At 64.3% G+C, this 14,776-nt stretch carries 12 protein-coding genes; 5 read left to right on the top strand and 7 right to left on the bottom strand.

Annotated features, from left to right (window positions below):
- Positions 1 to 64: 64 nt before the first annotated feature.
- The 5 genes from rclC to sbmC all read left to right on the top strand — a co-directional run bounded on the left by rclC (position 65) and on the right by sbmC (position 3,945).
- Positions 65 to 637 carry a reactive chlorine resistance membrane protein RclC gene (gene rclC, locus ACJ8MK_RS13900; protein WP_086556934.1) on the top strand — a complete coding sequence of 191 codons (573 nt, stop codon included), beginning with the start codon at positions 65 to 67 and terminating at the stop codon, positions 635 to 637.
- Positions 638 to 672: 35 nt separating this feature from the next.
- Positions 673 to 1,089: a DUF302 domain-containing protein gene (locus ACJ8MK_RS13905; protein WP_223915833.1), complete on the top strand. Its 417-nt coding sequence runs from the start codon at positions 673 to 675 to the stop codon at positions 1,087 to 1,089.
- Between the two features lie 38 nt (positions 1,090 to 1,127).
- Positions 1,128 to 2,465: a reactive chlorine resistance oxidoreductase RclA gene (gene rclA, locus ACJ8MK_RS13910; RefSeq protein WP_442517832.1), complete on the top strand. Its 1,338-nt coding sequence runs from the start codon at positions 1,128 to 1,130 to the stop codon at positions 2,463 to 2,465.
- A 147-nt stretch (positions 2,466 to 2,612) separates the two neighbouring features.
- Positions 2,613 to 3,455 carry a tryptophan 2,3-dioxygenase gene (gene kynA / locus ACJ8MK_RS13915; protein ID WP_442517833.1) on the top strand — a complete coding sequence of 281 codons (843 nt, stop codon included), beginning with the start codon at positions 2,613 to 2,615 and terminating at the stop codon, positions 3,453 to 3,455.
- Between the two features lie 22 nt (positions 3,456 to 3,477).
- Positions 3,478 to 3,945: a DNA gyrase inhibitor SbmC gene (gene sbmC, locus ACJ8MK_RS13920; RefSeq protein ID WP_442517834.1), complete on the top strand. Its 468-nt coding sequence runs from the start codon at positions 3,478 to 3,480 to the stop codon at positions 3,943 to 3,945.
- Positions 3,946 to 4,136: 191 nt separating this feature from the next.
- Here sbmC and ACJ8MK_RS13925 read toward each other — a convergent pair whose 3' ends face one another.
- The 7 genes from ACJ8MK_RS13925 to ACJ8MK_RS13955 all read right to left on the bottom strand — a co-directional run bounded on the left by ACJ8MK_RS13925 (position 4,137) and on the right by ACJ8MK_RS13955 (position 14,771).
- Positions 4,137 to 6,065: a type VI secretion system Vgr family protein gene (locus ACJ8MK_RS13925; protein ID WP_033653607.1), complete on the bottom strand. Its 1,929-nt coding sequence runs from the start codon at positions 6,063 to 6,065 to the stop codon at positions 4,137 to 4,139.
- A gap of 142 nt (positions 6,066 to 6,207) precedes the next feature.
- Positions 6,208 to 7,653 carry a serine/threonine protein kinase gene (locus ACJ8MK_RS13930; protein WP_049194633.1) on the bottom strand — a complete coding sequence of 482 codons (1,446 nt, stop codon included), beginning with the start codon at positions 7,651 to 7,653 and terminating at the stop codon, positions 6,208 to 6,210.
- Between the two features lie 49 nt (positions 7,654 to 7,702).
- Positions 7,703 to 10,357: a type VI secretion system ATPase TssH gene (tssH, locus tag ACJ8MK_RS13935; RefSeq protein WP_151265350.1), complete on the bottom strand. Its 2,655-nt coding sequence runs from the start codon at positions 10,355 to 10,357 to the stop codon at positions 7,703 to 7,705.
- A gap of 56 nt (positions 10,358 to 10,413) precedes the next feature.
- Complete coding sequence (tssG, locus tag ACJ8MK_RS13940) at positions 10,414 to 11,484, bottom strand: type VI secretion system baseplate subunit TssG (RefSeq protein WP_033653611.1); 1,071 nt, start codon at positions 11,482 to 11,484, stop codon at positions 10,414 to 10,416.
- Positions 11,481 to 13,367: a type VI secretion system baseplate subunit TssF gene (gene tssF / locus ACJ8MK_RS13945; protein WP_039565447.1), complete on the bottom strand. Its 1,887-nt coding sequence runs from the start codon at positions 13,365 to 13,367 to the stop codon at positions 11,481 to 11,483. Before tssF ends, tssG begins: the two co-directional genes overlap by 4 nt.
- 4 nt (positions 13,368 to 13,371) lie before the next feature.
- On the bottom strand, positions 13,372 to 13,947 hold the full coding sequence (locus ACJ8MK_RS13950; RefSeq protein ID WP_033635032.1) for a type VI secretion system baseplate subunit TssE: 576 nt from the start codon (positions 13,945 to 13,947) through the stop codon (positions 13,372 to 13,374).
- Between the two features lie 2 nt (positions 13,948 to 13,949).
- A complete protein-coding gene (locus tag ACJ8MK_RS13955) occupies positions 13,950 to 14,771 on the bottom strand; it encodes a type VI secretion system accessory protein TagJ (protein ID WP_265093611.1) in 822 nt (273 codons plus the stop codon).
- Between the last annotated feature and the right edge of the window lie 5 nt (positions 14,772 to 14,776).

A 14,776-nucleotide genomic window follows, 5' to 3' on the forward strand; every position in this document is an offset into this window, starting at 1 on the left:
GATAGTGCAGCGATGCGGAGGGCGCCGCTGCGATGCATGAGTTATCAATGACATGGAGCCGGTAATGAAAATACTATTCTTTCTGAGCAAGGGCGACAAGCTGGGATTAACGCTGATTCGCCTCAGCATCGCCATCGTTTTCTTATGGATTGGCCTGCTCAAATTCATCCCTTACGAAGCGGACAGCATCACGCCGTTCGTCGCCAACAGCCCGCTGATGTCGTTTTTCTATGACATGCCGCAGGACTATCAGGCTCACCTGACGCACGAAGGCGAACTGAACCTCGCCGCCCGCGCCTGGCAGCAGGCCAACAATACCTATGGCTTCTCCAACGGCCTGGGCGTGGTGGAGGTGGCGATCGCGCTGCTGGTGCTGGCCAACCCGTTCTCCAAATGGCTGGGGCTATTGGGCGGCATACTCTCCTTTTGCACGCCGCTGGTGACGCTGACCTTTTTGATCACCACCCCGGAGGCCTGGGTGCCCGCGCTGGGCGATGCGCATCACGGTTTCCCTTATCTCTCCGGCGCCGGGCGCCTGGTGCTGAAGGACACCCTGATGTTGGCGGGCGCGGTGATGATCATGGCGGATTCGGCGCGCAGTTTGCTCGAGAAACAGTGGCGGGGGAAGGTCGCATGAGCGTCATGAACCGGGCCGTGGCCGGCAGCCTGATGATGCTGGCCTGTTCTGCCGTGGCGGAGGGGACGATGGGGCAAGAAACCCGAACGGTAGAGAGTGCCTACGCTTATCAGCAAACGCGTCAGCGCATTATCAGCACGGCCGAGCAGAAGGGCGTGACGCTGTTCGCCGAGTTCGATCACGCGAAAGCGGCGCGTGAGCATCATCTGGCGATGCCGCCCACCACGGTGCTGGTGCTGGGCAACCCGCTGGCGGGCACGCCGCTGATGCTGGCGCGGCCGGCGTTGGCGCTGGATCTGCCGTTCAGGGTACTGATTGCGCAAGACGAACGGGGCAAAACGCAGGTCAGCTACCACCCGGCGGAAAGTCTGAAGCGGAGCGCCGGGGCCGACGAACGACAGATCGCGGCGCTGAGGCCGCTGGAGCGGTTAGTTGAGGCCGCAATACGCTGATTGACCGGGTGATGAACATCATGAGACGAGGCGACACAATGTACGATTATCAGGCGATTATCATCGGTTTTGGCAAGGCCGGCAAAACGCTGGCGGCCTTTCTGGCCGGGCAGGGATGGCGCGTGGCGATGGTGGAGGCGTCGGCGCAGATGTATGGCGGCACCTGCATCAACATCGGCTGCATCCCGACCAAAACGCTGGTGCACGATGCCGAGCTTCACGGGCCGGGCGAACAGGCGTTCAGCCAGGCGATGGCGCGCAAGCGGCAGGTGACCGGCCTGCTGCGGGAGAAAAACTATCAAAACCTGGCGGGGCTTGAACAGGTTACGGTGATCGACGGACGGGCGGAGTTTATCGATCCGCATCGCATCAGCGTGCAGGGCGCGGCGGGAACGCAGGTGCTGAGCGGCGAGCGCATCTTCATCAACACCGGGGCCGTCAGCCGCTGGCCGGCGATCGACGGGTTGGATCGCTCGCAGCGGAGTTACGACAGCACCGGCCTGCTGCAGTTGACGCAGCGGCCCGCGCGGTTGGGCATTATTGGCGGCGGTTATATCGGGCTGGAGTTCGCTTCGATGTTCGCGCAGTTCGGCAGCGCCGTGACGGTATTCGAAGAGGCGGATGCGTTGCTCGGCCGGGAAGACCGCGATATGGCGCAGGCGATACAGCAAATCCTGAGCGACGCCGGGGTCTGCTTCACGTTTAACGCCGGCGTGAAGCAGGTGCGCGATGTGGAAGGGGGCGTTGAGGTGGTGCATCAGGGCGGCGTGCAGTCGTTCGATGTGCTGCTGGTGGCGGCCGGGCGCGCGCCGAACACCGCAGGTTTGCAGCTGGCGCGCGCCGGCGTTGAGACGGATGAGCGCGGCGCCGTGCGGGTGGACGCGCAGCTGCGCAGCAGCGTGCCGCATATTTGGGCGCTGGGGGACGTCAACGGCGGGCCGCAGTTTACCTATATCTCGCTGGACGATTTCCGCATTGTGCGCGACAGCCTGTTCGGCGCGGGTAAACGCAGCACGGCCGATCGCGGCGCGGTGCCTTACTCGGTGTTCATCACCCCCAGCTTCTCGCGTATCGGCCTCAGCGAAGATCAGGCCCGGCAGCAGGGGCGCGACATTAAGGTCGCCACGCTGCCGGCGGCGGCGATCCCGCGCGCCCGCGTGCTGGGCGACACGCGCGGCCTGCTGAAGGCGGTGGTCGATGCGCAGACCGGCCAGATCCTCGGCGTGGCGCTGCTGTGCCGCGATGCCCACGAGATGATCAACATCGTCAAAACGGCGATGGACGCCGGGCTGCCCTATACCCGGCTGCGCGATCAGCTGTTCACCCATCCGACCATGAGCGAGTCGCTCAACGACCTGTTTGGGCTGATAGGGTAAAGCGGGGCGAGAGGGGCGGCGCAGATGAGTGAGATCTGCGAAGCACCTCTCGTTTATCGCCCTTCGGGGCGGCGGGTTCTGTACTATTGTTTTCTCTTTGCGGCACGTTCCAGGCCGATGGGGCGCTGGGCGCAACGGAGATCACAGATGAACAAACGGGAATTAGAAAGCGCGATTGTCACCGATTTTTCCAAACGCATGAGCTACGGCGACTACCTGTGCCTGGACCAACTGCTGGACTGCCAGCACCCGCTCTCCAACCCGCCGCATCATGATGAAATGCTGTTCGTGATACAGCACCAAACCTCCGAGCTGTGGATGAAGTTGATGCTGCACGAGCTGCAGGTGGCGCTGCGGCTGGTGCAGCAGGACAAACTCAGCCACTGTTTCAAAATCCTGGCGCGCGTCAAACAGATCCAGCGACTGTTGTTCGAACAGTGGGCGGTGCTGGAAACGCTGACGCCGTCGGAGTACGTCGAGTTTCGCGACGTGCTGGGCAGCTCGTCGGGCTTCCAGTCGCACCAATATCGCTCGATCGAGTTCCTGCTCGGCAACAAGAATGCGGCGATGCTGGCGGTGTTCAGCAGCGACGCGGAAAAACACGCCGCGCTGAAGGCGATCCTCGAAGCGCCGAGCCTGTACGACGAATACTTGCTGTACCTGGCGCGCCACGGCCTGCCGATCCCGCAGGAGTGCCTCGAGCGCGACTGGACGCAGCCCTACCAGCGCAACCCGGATCTGCTGCCGGCGTTCAAAGTGATCTACGACAACCCGCAAACCTACTGGGAAGCTTATGAAATGGCGGAGAAGCTGGTGGATATCGAAGAGAGCTTCCATCTGTGGCGCTTCCGTCATATGAAAACGGTGGAGCGGATTATCGGCTTTAAGTCGGGCACCGGCGGTTCCAGCGGCGTCAGCTTCCTGAAAAAGGCGTTGGATCTGACCTTTTTCCCCGAGCTGCTGGACGTGCGCACCGAAATCGGCGTCTGAGACAATGTGAGGGGGAAGGGCGATGAGCGTGAGGATTATCGATAAGGCGGCGGAGAAGGTGGTGGGGGTGAGCGTCGTGGGGCCGTATCCGCAGACGATCCCACAGGGCTCGCAGCAACTGCTGGCATGGCGGCAGCGCCACGGCGTGCCGTTCGGCAAATGGCTGGTGCTGTATTGGGACGATCCGGCGGAAGTGGCGTCGGAAAAGCTGCGCGCCGACGTGGTGATGAGCGTGGCGGACGATTTCGCGCTGCCGGCGGAGAGCGAGGGCGTTACCGTGCAGACGCTGCCCGCCGGGCAGTACGCGGTTTATCGCGTACGCATCAGCGATGGCGACTTCGAGCGGGTGTGGGGCGAGTTCTACCAGAAGCTGTTGCCGGCCAGCGGCTATCAGCCGGTTGAGGGGGTAAGCTATGAGCACTATCTCAACGACTGCGAAGCCGACGGCTATTTCGACCTCGATATTTACCAGACGGTGAAGAAGTGGTGAGGGGGCGTTGATGATAAGGAAGGCTGAAGCGATGAACGGGACAGCTTCAGCCCGTTGTTTTGGCTAAACGTCGGTGACCTTGCCGCCAGCGCATTCACCTCCTTGCCAAAAGGGGTTACAGCGGCAGCTGGTTTTGCCGGCGCCGCCGCCCGAAAGCCGGCGTTAACCGGCTTTCCCTGCGTGCCACTTGGCTACTCTTTAGGGAACAGCTGATCGACGGCGCTCTGGATCGCCGCCTGATGGCCGCCGCCCGGCGCGGCGGTGCGCGCGGCGCCGCCGGGCTGGTTGAGATCCAGCTGGCCGCCGGTATTGATCTCCCCGTCCTCTTTCACCGTGATATTGAAGCTGGTGCCGGTGATGTTGATTTGGCCGTTCGCCAGCAGCTCGATCACGCTTTCGCCGCACTCCAGCCGCAGCGATTCGCCGGAGCCGAGGGTAAAGGCGTTGACCACGGCGTCGCTGCGCGTTTTGCCGGTCAGTGCGGAGGCCTCGCCTTTGACGCCGCTGGCCTGATTGAGCACCACCCGTTTGATCTGGTTGCCGCCCACCAGGTGGGTGTGGTCGTTAGCGATGCTGTGGCTCTCATCGTTTTTGACCTGGGTGTCCATGTTGCGTTCTGCCTGGATCCACACCTGTTCGGCGCCGGCCTTGTCTTCGAAACGCAGGGCGTTGGCGTTGTCGGCGGTGCCATCCTTGGAACGGCTCATAAAGCCCATTTGGGTGGCGGCGGCCGGCAGCGCCCACGGCGGCATGCTGGCTTCGTTATAAACGCGCCCGGTGACGATCGGCCGATCCGGATCGCCGTTGATAAAGTCCACCACCACTTCGTCGTTGACGCGCGGGATCTGCACGCCGCCGTAGCCCTGGCCGGCCCAGGCGCTGGAGACGCGCACCCAGCAGGAGCTGCCGTCGTCCTTCGGCCCGAAGCGGTCCCAGTGGAATTTCACCTTGATGCGGCCGTATTTGTCGGTCCAGATTGATTCGCCGGCCGGGCCGACCACCCGGGCGGTCTGCGGCCCGTGGGTTTTCGGCCAGGTGGCCTGCTGCGGCGGGTGCCAGGGCACGTCCGCCGGCAGCACGGTGAAGTCGATACGGTGTTCGCTGCTCTGATCGTCGCCGCTGGCGTAGCGGTTCTCTTTCAGATGGTAGTTGGCCTGCAGCGTCAGGTACTCGCGGTTGTCGTCGGCGTGCGGGGCGTTATACAGCGTAAAGGTGCTGCCGGGAGCGATGCCCATCGCGGTGGCGGTGCCCCGGATCTGCTGATGCTCGGCCTGCCAGGCTTCCTGGCGCACGCGGGCGTAGAACTCCCCCTGCTGATGCTCGGTGTAGCGGCCCGGCCAGTCGTAGACGTCGATCTGCCCCGGCGTCGGCGAGACCGGGTTTTGCCGCGCCTGGAACAGCCAGGCGTTCGGCTTGCGGAAATCGTAGTCGTCCAGGCTGTAGATGCCCGGCGTGACGCGATCGGACAACGTCCACTGGCTGATGCCTTCCTCGCTGGTGCTGCCGCCGGACGGCGTCAGGTGGTAGGGGATCATCTCGTAGCCGGGATAGGGCTGGTGGTGGTGGGGCGCATCCCCGAGCACCAGCGTGTGTTTGCCCATCTCGTGTTTGAAATAGTAATAGATGCCCTCCAACTCCATCAGGCGGCTGATGAAGTTGAAGCTGCTTTCGTTGTACTGCACGCAGTAGCCCCACAGGCGATAGTCGCCGGTCAGCTGATCTTCCAACTGCACGTTGTGCTCCGCCAGCAGAGTCTTGACGATCTGCGGCACCGTTTGTTCCTGGAAGATGCGGAAGTTGCGATCCTTGGTCATCGGCCACAGATCCGGCTGTACGTGCAGGTTATACACCGCGTAGCGCGTACCGCCGATCTCTTCGCTGCTGACGGCGATGGCGGTGATCTTGCCATTCAGGTAGCGCGGGGCGCTGAGAAAGCCCTGAGTCGGGATCTCCAGCGTCAGCGGTTGGCCGAGCAGCGCTTTGCGATCGAGCCGCGCGTCGGTGCTCAGCAATTCAATAGAGAAGTCGAAAGGGGTGGAAAGCGCCTCGATACCGTCCAGCGAGCGGAACAGCAGCTGCTCCTGGCCCAGCGGCGTGTGCGCAATAATGCGATCCAACATGAGAACATCCTCTGTGATTGACGTCGTGCCCTGCATACCCCGACGTTGCAGCGGCCTTGCCGCGCGGCCAATGATGGTGGGCAGTGGTGCGTCAGTCTCATGAAAAAGGGGAACCCCCGCCGCGGCGGGGGGCAGAACGGGATTAACCGGCGGTGGCCGGATTGACCAGCCAGGTGCCGGCGTTGTCGATGCTGAGTTGCTGCCGGCGGAGCCGATCGTTGTGGCGGATCTCCAGCTGATAACGACCCGGCGCCAGATTCAGACTGGCGAAGCCGTTTTCGCCCGGCGTCACCTGCTGCGGCTTGCCGTCGAGGCTGACCTGTTCGCCCGGCTGCAGTTTGAAGTACACCAGCGCCACCGGCTGCGGTGGCGGCGCCGCCTTTTGCGGTTCCACCGGCGCAGATGGCGCGATTTGCGGCGCGCTCGGCTGCTCCGTCAGGGTTTTCTGCGCCGGTGACGTCTCGGTGTTTTGCGCTACGGCCGGGGTATCATCCTCGCCGCCGCTCAGCCAGGCGACGGCGCCGATCGCCAGCAGCGCCGCGACGCCGGCGCTGGCCATCATCGGCCGCGAGAATTGGGTGCTGCGCGCGGTAACGGCGCCGGCGGCCGCGGCGGCAGCAGCCGGGTTGGCGGCCACCAGCAGGTTCTCCGGCGCGGCGGCCGGGGTGCTGATGATTTCATTTTCATCGGCGATCGGCAGATGCAACAGCTCGGCCATTTCATCGATGGTCTGCGGGCGGTCTTCCGGTTTCAGCGCCAGCGCGCGGTCGACGGTGCGAAGCAGCTCCGGCGAGTAGCCGGCGGGACGGCGCTCGGCCAGCGGCTGATAGCTGTCTTCGATGCTGCGCACCACGCTGACCGGCGGCGGCGAACCGACGATCAGCGTGTGCAGCACGGCGCCCAGCGCATAAATATCGGTCCAGGGCCCCTGTTCGCCGTCGCTGTTCTCGGTGTACTGCTCGATCGGCGCGAAACCCGGTTTCAGCATGATTTCCGTTTCGTCCGACAGGTTGCCGATCTCTTTGCGCGCCGACCCGAAGTCCAGCAGTACCGGCAGCTGGCTCTCCTGGATTTGGATGTTATCCAGCGAGATGTCGCGGTGCAGGTAGCCTTCCTGATGGATGGTGTTGATGGCGCTGAATAGCGGCGGCAGCAGCCGCCGGATCCACGCCTCGTCGATTTTCTCCGGCTGCTGCGCCTGCAGGTTCTTCAGCGTGGTACCGCTGTAAAACTGGGTGCCCATGTAGGCGGTGCCGTTCTCTTCCCAGAAGCGCAGCACGTGCAGCAGGCCGGGGTGCGAGAAGCGCGCCAGCAGGCGCGCCTCCTGAATAAAGCTGTTCAGCCCGGCCTGGAAGGTTTTGCCGAAGCGCTCGCCGCGCAGCCCGATGCTGAGATCGTCGTTGCGTTTCGCCAGCGAGGTCGGCATGTATTCTTTGATGGCGATGGTGCGTTCCAGTTGGTGATCGTAGGCGCGGTAGACGATGCCGAAGCCGCCTTCGCCGATCGCTTCCTGGATCTCGAATTCGTTGAATCGATAGCCGCTCGGCAGGCTGTTCGAATTCGGTTTGGTTATCCCGGTTCCCGACATAGTGATGACTCTCTGTGTTCAAAGGGCCGCCGTCTCGGCGGCCGCGGCGTTATGCCTGAAATTGACAAATGAATTCGTTGTTCTGCAGCGCGATATGCAGCTGGCGATAGCGCTGGTCGTTGGCGCTGCCGGTCAGCAGGGTGTGGCTGATCTGCGGCAGCAGGGTGTTGGTCAGGATGGCGTCGACCATGCGGCCGCCGGACTCCACTTCGGTGCAGCGGCTGACGATCTGCTCGATGACCGCGTCGTCGAAGGTGCAGACGATGTCGTGATTCTCCGCCAGGCGACGCTGGATGCGGCCCAACTGCAGGCGCACGATGTTGCCCAGCGTGGCGTCGGTCAGCGGGTAATACGGCACCACCAGCAGGCGGCCGAGCAAGGCGGCCGGGAACACCGACAGCAGCGGCTGGCGCAGCGCGCCGCTCAGCGCCTCTGGCTCCGGCAGCAGTTCCGGATCGCTGCACAGTCCGGCGATCAGATCGGTGCCGACGTTGGAGGTCAGGATGATGATGGTGTTGCGGAAATCGATATGGCGGCCTTCGCCGTCCTCCATCCAGCCCTTGTCGAACACCTGGAAGAAGATTTCATGCACGTCCGGGTGCGCCTTCTCGATTTCGTCCAGCAGCACCACGCTGTAAGGGCGGCGGCGCACCGCCTCGGTCAGCACGCCGCCTTCGCCGTAGCCGACATAGCCCGGGGGCGCGCCTTTCAGCGTCGAAACGGTGTGCGACTCCTGGAATTCGCTCATGTTGATGGTGATGACGTTCTGCTCGCCGCCGTACAGGGTTTCCGCCAGCGCCAGCGCGGTTTCGGTCTTGCCGACGCCGGACGGCCCGGCCAGCAGGAACACCCCGACCGGCTTGTTCGGATCGTCCAGCCGCGCCCGCGAAGTGCGCACCCGGCGGGCGATCAGATCCAGCGCATGGCGTTGGCCGATCACGCGCTGGTTCAGGGTGTCGGAGAGTTGCAGCACCGCCTCAATCTCGTTTTTCACCATGCGGCCCAGCGGGATGCCGGTCCAGTCGGCCACTACCGCCGCCACGATGTTGGCGTCGACGGCGGCGAAGATCAGCGGCGCTTCGCCCTGCAGCGCGCTCAACTGCTGCTGCAGTTCGCCCAACTGGGCTCGCAGCGCGTCGGCGTCAGGGCCAGCCTGCGTCTCTTCGTCGGCAGGCTCCGCTTCCTGTTGGTGCAGCTGTGCGCGCAGTGTGATGATCTCTTGGATCAGCGCCAGCTCCTGCTGCCAGCGGTCGGTCAGCTGTTCCAATTCCTGGCGCAGCGCGGTCAGCTGGGCTTCAATCTCCTGCGGGCGCAGGGGATCGCCGATGCCGACCTTGGCCTCGCGGCGGGCGATATCCAACTCTATCTGCAGCGCATCGATGCGGTGGCGGCAGTCTTCGACCTGAGCAGGCTCGGCATGCTGGCTGACCGCCACGCGCGCGCAGGCGGTATCCAGCAGCGCCACCGCCTTGTCCGGCAACTGGCGGGCAGGAATATAACGATGCGAAAGCCGCACCGCGGCGTCCACCGCTTCATCCAGCAGCAGCACGCGGTGGTGTTGCTCCAGCGGGCTGACGGTGCTGCGCAGCATCAGCAGCGCTTTGTCTTCGCTCGGTTCATGCACCTGCACCACCTGGAAACGGCGGGTGAGCGCCGGATCCTTCTCGATGTATTTCTTGTATTCCGACCAGGTGGTGGCGCCGAGGGTGCGCAGCTGGCCGCGCGCCAGCGCCGGTTTCAGCAGGTTGGCGGCGTCGCCGGTACCCTGGGCGCCGCCGGCGCCGATCAGGGTGTGAATTTCGTCGATAAACAGGATGATCGGCGTCGGGCTGGACTGCACTTCGTCGATCACCGCCTGCAGCCGTTTTTCAAACTCGCCTTTGACACCGGCGCCGGCCTGCAGCATGCCGATGTCCAGCAGGCACAGTTTCACGTCGCGCAGCTGCGGCGGCACGTCGCCGGCCACGATGCGCAGCGCCAGGCCTTCCACCACCGCGGTTTTCCCGACGCCGGCCTCGCCGGTCAGCAGCGGGTTGTTCTGGCGGCGGCGCATCAGGATATCGATGATTTGCCGGATCTCCTCATCGCGGCCGGCCACCGGGTCGATCTCGCCGTTGCGCGCTCTGGCGGTCAGATCCTGGGCATACTGCGCCAGCACGCTTTCACCGCTGCGCGCCGCGCCGGATACGTTCTCGGCGCCGCTTTCAGCCGCCGCATCCTGGGCGTTTTCCGCCGAGTGAGCGGTGATGGCGGCGAACTGCTCCATCAACAGATCGGCGTTGATGCGCTCGAACTGCGGGGAAATGGCCTTCAGCAGATGGCGCAGGCTGTAGGTTTTCAGGATGCCGAGCAGCAGGTGGCCGCCGCGGATGCGCGCCGCGCCGAATTTCAATGAGCCATAGACCCAGGCGCGTTCTACCGCGCTGTCGATGTGCTCGGACAGATCGGAGATGGCGCTGGCGCCGCGGGGCAGGCGATCGAGCGCCTCGACGATATCGCGCGCCAGCTGCGCCTCGTCCAGCGCGAAGTGGCGGACGATCTGCTGCAGATCGCCGTCCGGCGATTGCATCAGCTGATGCAGCCAGTGCGCCAGTTCGACGTAGGGGTTACCGCGCAGCTTGCAAAACGCCGTCGCACTTTCCAGAGAGGTGAATAACAGGCTATCCAGTTTGCCAAATAATACCGAGCGGCTGATTTCAGACATGGTTTTCCTCAGGTCTCAGAGTGGCCTGGCGCCGCAGGGCGCCGGCCGAAATAGGGTCAGAACGGATTTTCCAGCGGTTCAGGGCTGAAGATCAGATCGTCGAGATCGCGTTGCCGCCGATCGTCGGCCAGCCAGCTGCTCAGGCCCAGTCGCTGCGCGCCGCCGAGCTGGATGCCGTGCGCCTGTTCCTTCGCCAGGATCAGGCGCACTTCCCAGACGAACTCGATGCCCAGATATTGGCGCACCCAGTCGCGCAGCTGCCGGCACAGGTCGGCGCCGGGCAGGAAGCGGTCATAGTCTTGCTGCGGCATCGGTCCCAGCTCGATGCGGAATTTGTGCTGAATATCGCGCACCGCGATGCCGAGAAAGGCCGACTCGCCGAGCCGCGGCGCGCCGCGCCCGGCCTTGAGCCGAGCTTGCTCGCGCGGTTCCACCCGCAGCCAGTGCGGCACGTTTTCGACGATGCGCACCGGCACCTTGAAATACTGCTGCAAAATCTTGCTCAGGCCTTCCGGATCGCGGCTGTGGCGAATCAGATGACCGGCCATAAAATGTTTGGCGTGGGCGTTGATGCTGTCGCGTTCCTGCTGCGCCGGCTGGCCGATGCCGATCAGGCTCGACAGGTATTCGTCGAAGCGCCGGTTGTCCGGGCGATCCAGCGACACCGTCGGCTGCGCGTCGGCCCAGGCGCGGTAAAACAGCAGCGTCAGCCGGTGATGGAACAGGTTGGTGAACGCCAGCAGGCTGGTGTCCTGGTGGTGGTACACCCGTTCGCGCACGTATTCGGTCAGGTGCAGCGGCAGCGGCCCGTTGGGGCCGAACAGGCCGAAGCTGAAGATCGAGACGTCGTGCAGCGGGCTGTTGGCGCGCGGCGCCACCTGCGCCAGCGTGGAGGGCGCGAACGACAGCGACGGCTCCTGGCCCAGGCGCAGCATCTCATGGCGCGGCAGCGGCGCGCGCCCCAGCAGGTAAGGCTGGCCGCCCTGGGCGTCGATGCGGCGCAGCAGCTGAAACAGATCGTGCTTGTAAGGCGCGCTGCGCAGCCGCGGCCAGAAGTCGTCCGGCAGGCGATACAGCGCGTTGATCTGCGGCGGCGCCAGTTCGGTGGCAATCATCTCCGCACTCATATCAGCGTCCTTTTGCCCATGCGCGCCTGCCAGTGGGCGATTTCGCCGCGCTGCTGGCTGGAGAGCGTCATCTCGGTGAAGGTGTTCATCGCCACCAGGCGCGAGAACAGGCGCTCCAGCACGCTGCCGAGCAGATAAGGGCTGTTGCCGGAGAACGCCTGCTCATCGACCGTCAGATCGATGGCGATGCCGCGCGCGAACACGATGGGGCCCGGCTCCGGCACTCGCCGATAGACCGGCCGCAGGTTGCAGTGGCGCACGCCCTGGATCTGTTTGGCGATCGCCGGCTCGCTCAGGTTGCCGTACAGCCCCAGCAGCTGGCGCAGGCTGGCGGCGCCCTGTTCCGGATCGCCGTCCATCATGCTGAGGTAGTTCAGCTGCAGTTGGCTGATCAGCCGCCAGGTGATCATGCCTTCGGCCAGCGCCGGGCGCGGCGGGGTGGGGCCTTTGCGCAGCGAGACCTGCTTGATCGGGATCGAATCGGGCATCACGAAGTTGCCCTGATCCTGCTGCAGCAACATCAACGGCAGGTCGCGGCTGGTGCACAGCACGTCGGCGGTGAGGTATTTCAGATCGCTGTGCCACGGCGATTGCCGCTCGTCCACCAGCGACACGAACACTTCCGAACCGGCATAGCCGGTGCGGGTGCCGTAGCGGCGGGCGTGCTCCGACAGCGTGCGCTGTTCGCGCCGCAGCGAGAAGTAGGCGCCATAGTTGCCGTCGTCCGCGCTCAGGGTGCTGTAAAACGGCCGAAACTCTTGCTCGTAGCGTTTTTCGCTGGCGCTGCCGCCGAGCCGCTGCACCGAGAACACTTCGTAATCCAGCGGCCGGATATTGTCGACCACCAGATGGTATTCGTGGTTTTTTTCGTTGATCGCGATGCGTTCGGCGACCTTCGGAAACAGGTTGATCACCGGCGTGCAGTGCAGCGCCAAATGGGCGGCGTCGACCACCCGTTCCAGCGCGGCGTCGTGCCGATCCAGCAGCACCACGATTTCGAACTGGCGCAGCGCCTTTTTCCCTTCGCGCACGCTCTGCAGCAGCGGGCGCAGGCCGTTGACGCTGAAGAACTGGAAGCGCGCCGGGAAGGCGAAGTACTCCTGCAGCAGCCGGTAGCCTTCGAAGTTGCGCAGGTCGTTGGGCAGCAGCGCCTGATCGGCGGCGAAGCCCTCCTGCCGCAGCCCGTCCAGCGCCAGCGCCCGCCGCTGTGGCTGCGCCTCCACCGTTTGGCAGACAAGCCCGACGCTGTGCTGCATCAGCAGTTCCAGCAGCTGCTGCGCCTGCATGTCCGGCCCGGCCAGGTAAAACATCAGCTGATCCAGCTGCAGGTTGTTGAGCGTCACGCTTTCGTAGCACTCGAGACGAATGCGCAGCGCGCTGACGCAGCCGCTGTGCTGCAGCCCCAGCGAGGCCAACGGGATATCGGCCGGAATGCCGCCCAGCTCGACGGCGGCGATGCGCACCGGCTGCAGCGTGACGTCATGGGCGGTGGCGTAGCTGCAGGTGATGCCACTTTTCTTCAGCGTCTGGCTGTCCATCATGGTGCCGCGCGGCACCACGAAACCGTTGCTGATGTCACCTTTGCTGCTGTCCGGCTGCAGTTCGGCGATCGCCATCGACGGTGTCGGCGACAGGTAGTTGGGGTAGATGATCTCCAGCAAGCGCTGAGAAAAGCGCGGGAACTCGGCGTCCATTTTCAGCTGCACGCGCGAGGTGAGGAAGGCGAAGCCCTCCATCAGGCGCTCGATATAAGGATCCGCCACGTCGATGCCGCGCATGCCGAGACGGCCCGCGACCTTCGGGTACTGTTCGGCGAACTCGGCGCCCATCTCGCGCAGATAGGCCAGCTCGCGGTTGTAATAGTCTAAAAGTTTACTGTCCATCGCCTTACCCTATGTCTTTCAGATCGAAGTGGCCGTTTTCCAGATCCACGTCGGTACGGAACAGAAACTCCAGCGGATAGGGCACGCACCACAGGCGGCCCTTGATTTCGATCGACAACACGTTGTGCAGCTCCAGCGAGCCGGTGTCCGAGATGCAGCGCACTTGCAACCCTTCGGGCAAAATGCGCGGCTCGAAATGGAGAATGGACTCGGTCAGCGCGCGCTGAATGTCGAGCCATTCGATGTCCGACATGCGCTTGCCCGCCAGTGAGGCGATGCCGTAATTCAGGGTGGAGCGCCGCACCTGCGGAAAATCGCCGAGATCCAGATTGGATTCGCTGTTGACGCAGTTGAACAGCCACTGCAGATCGCGCAGCACCCGGCGGCGCAGTTCGCTGTGCGACACCAGGTTGCGCACCTGCGTCTCCTGTTTTTTCTGCGGCTCGTCGTCGGTCAGCATGTCGAGCAGCACCGGCTGCATTTTGTCGCGCGACGTCAGGCGCTCGCTGTCCTGACGATAGCGATAGCCCTGGCGGTGCAGATCGCCGCCGTCGTAGTGGGGTGGGCGCTTGTCGTTCATGGTCAGGCGCTCGCGTCGAAGCTCAGCTGCCGCAGGCTGTGCAGCGGGAATTCGTCGCTTTCGCTGAGCCAGGTCTTCAAGCCCAGCCCCGCATAGTGGGTTCCGTCGCCCAGCGGTTGCCATTCGGTGCGCTTGCCCAGCAGTAGCGCGTCGTCGCTGTCTTCGGCCAGCGGGTAGCGGGCGGGCAGTTGGCACACCTGTTCGCGGCCGTCGGTCAGGCGCACCAGCGCATGGCTCCACACCAGATCGATGGCGCTCTGCGGCGCCTGGAACTGGATCGCGGCGATGTCGGCGAACGGCAGCCAGTAGTAAACGCCGTTCAGCGCCAGCTCGCACACCGGGCCGAGGCGGCCGTCACCGTCGGTCAGCCAGTCGAAACGCAGTTGCCGTTCTTGGTCGCCTTCGGCCAGCGTTAACCGCCCGGCGCCGGCCGGGGCGGCCTCCAGCGCTTCATCGCGCAACGCCTGGGCCTGTTCGGCCGCCCCTTGCGCATCCTGATGCAGCGCCTGCACCATCAGTTTCAGCCAGGGCTGATCCTGCCGCAGCAGCGCCGGCGCGGCCGTGCCGGCAAACACCGCCTGGCGTTGCAGCTCGGCGTTGACCGACTGCATCAGCAGCAGCGTGGTCGGTTGAGCTATCGGTTTCAGCGCCTGCCAGGATTTCAGCTGCGCGTTGGCGCGCGTCCAGTTGCCGCTCAGGCACAGCAGTTGCACCAGCGCGGCGCGCAGGTCGGCATCCGCCGGTTTCGCCTTGATATCGTTTTCGACGGCGGTGATGGCCGCGCCGATCGACTGGCCTTGCAGCATGCTTGCTAATGATTTCACAGGCT

It is taken from the genome of Serratia sp. CY38905 (assembly GCF_052168875.1).
Taxonomy (GTDB): domain Bacteria; phylum Pseudomonadota; class Gammaproteobacteria; order Enterobacterales; family Enterobacteriaceae; genus Serratia; species Serratia sarumanii.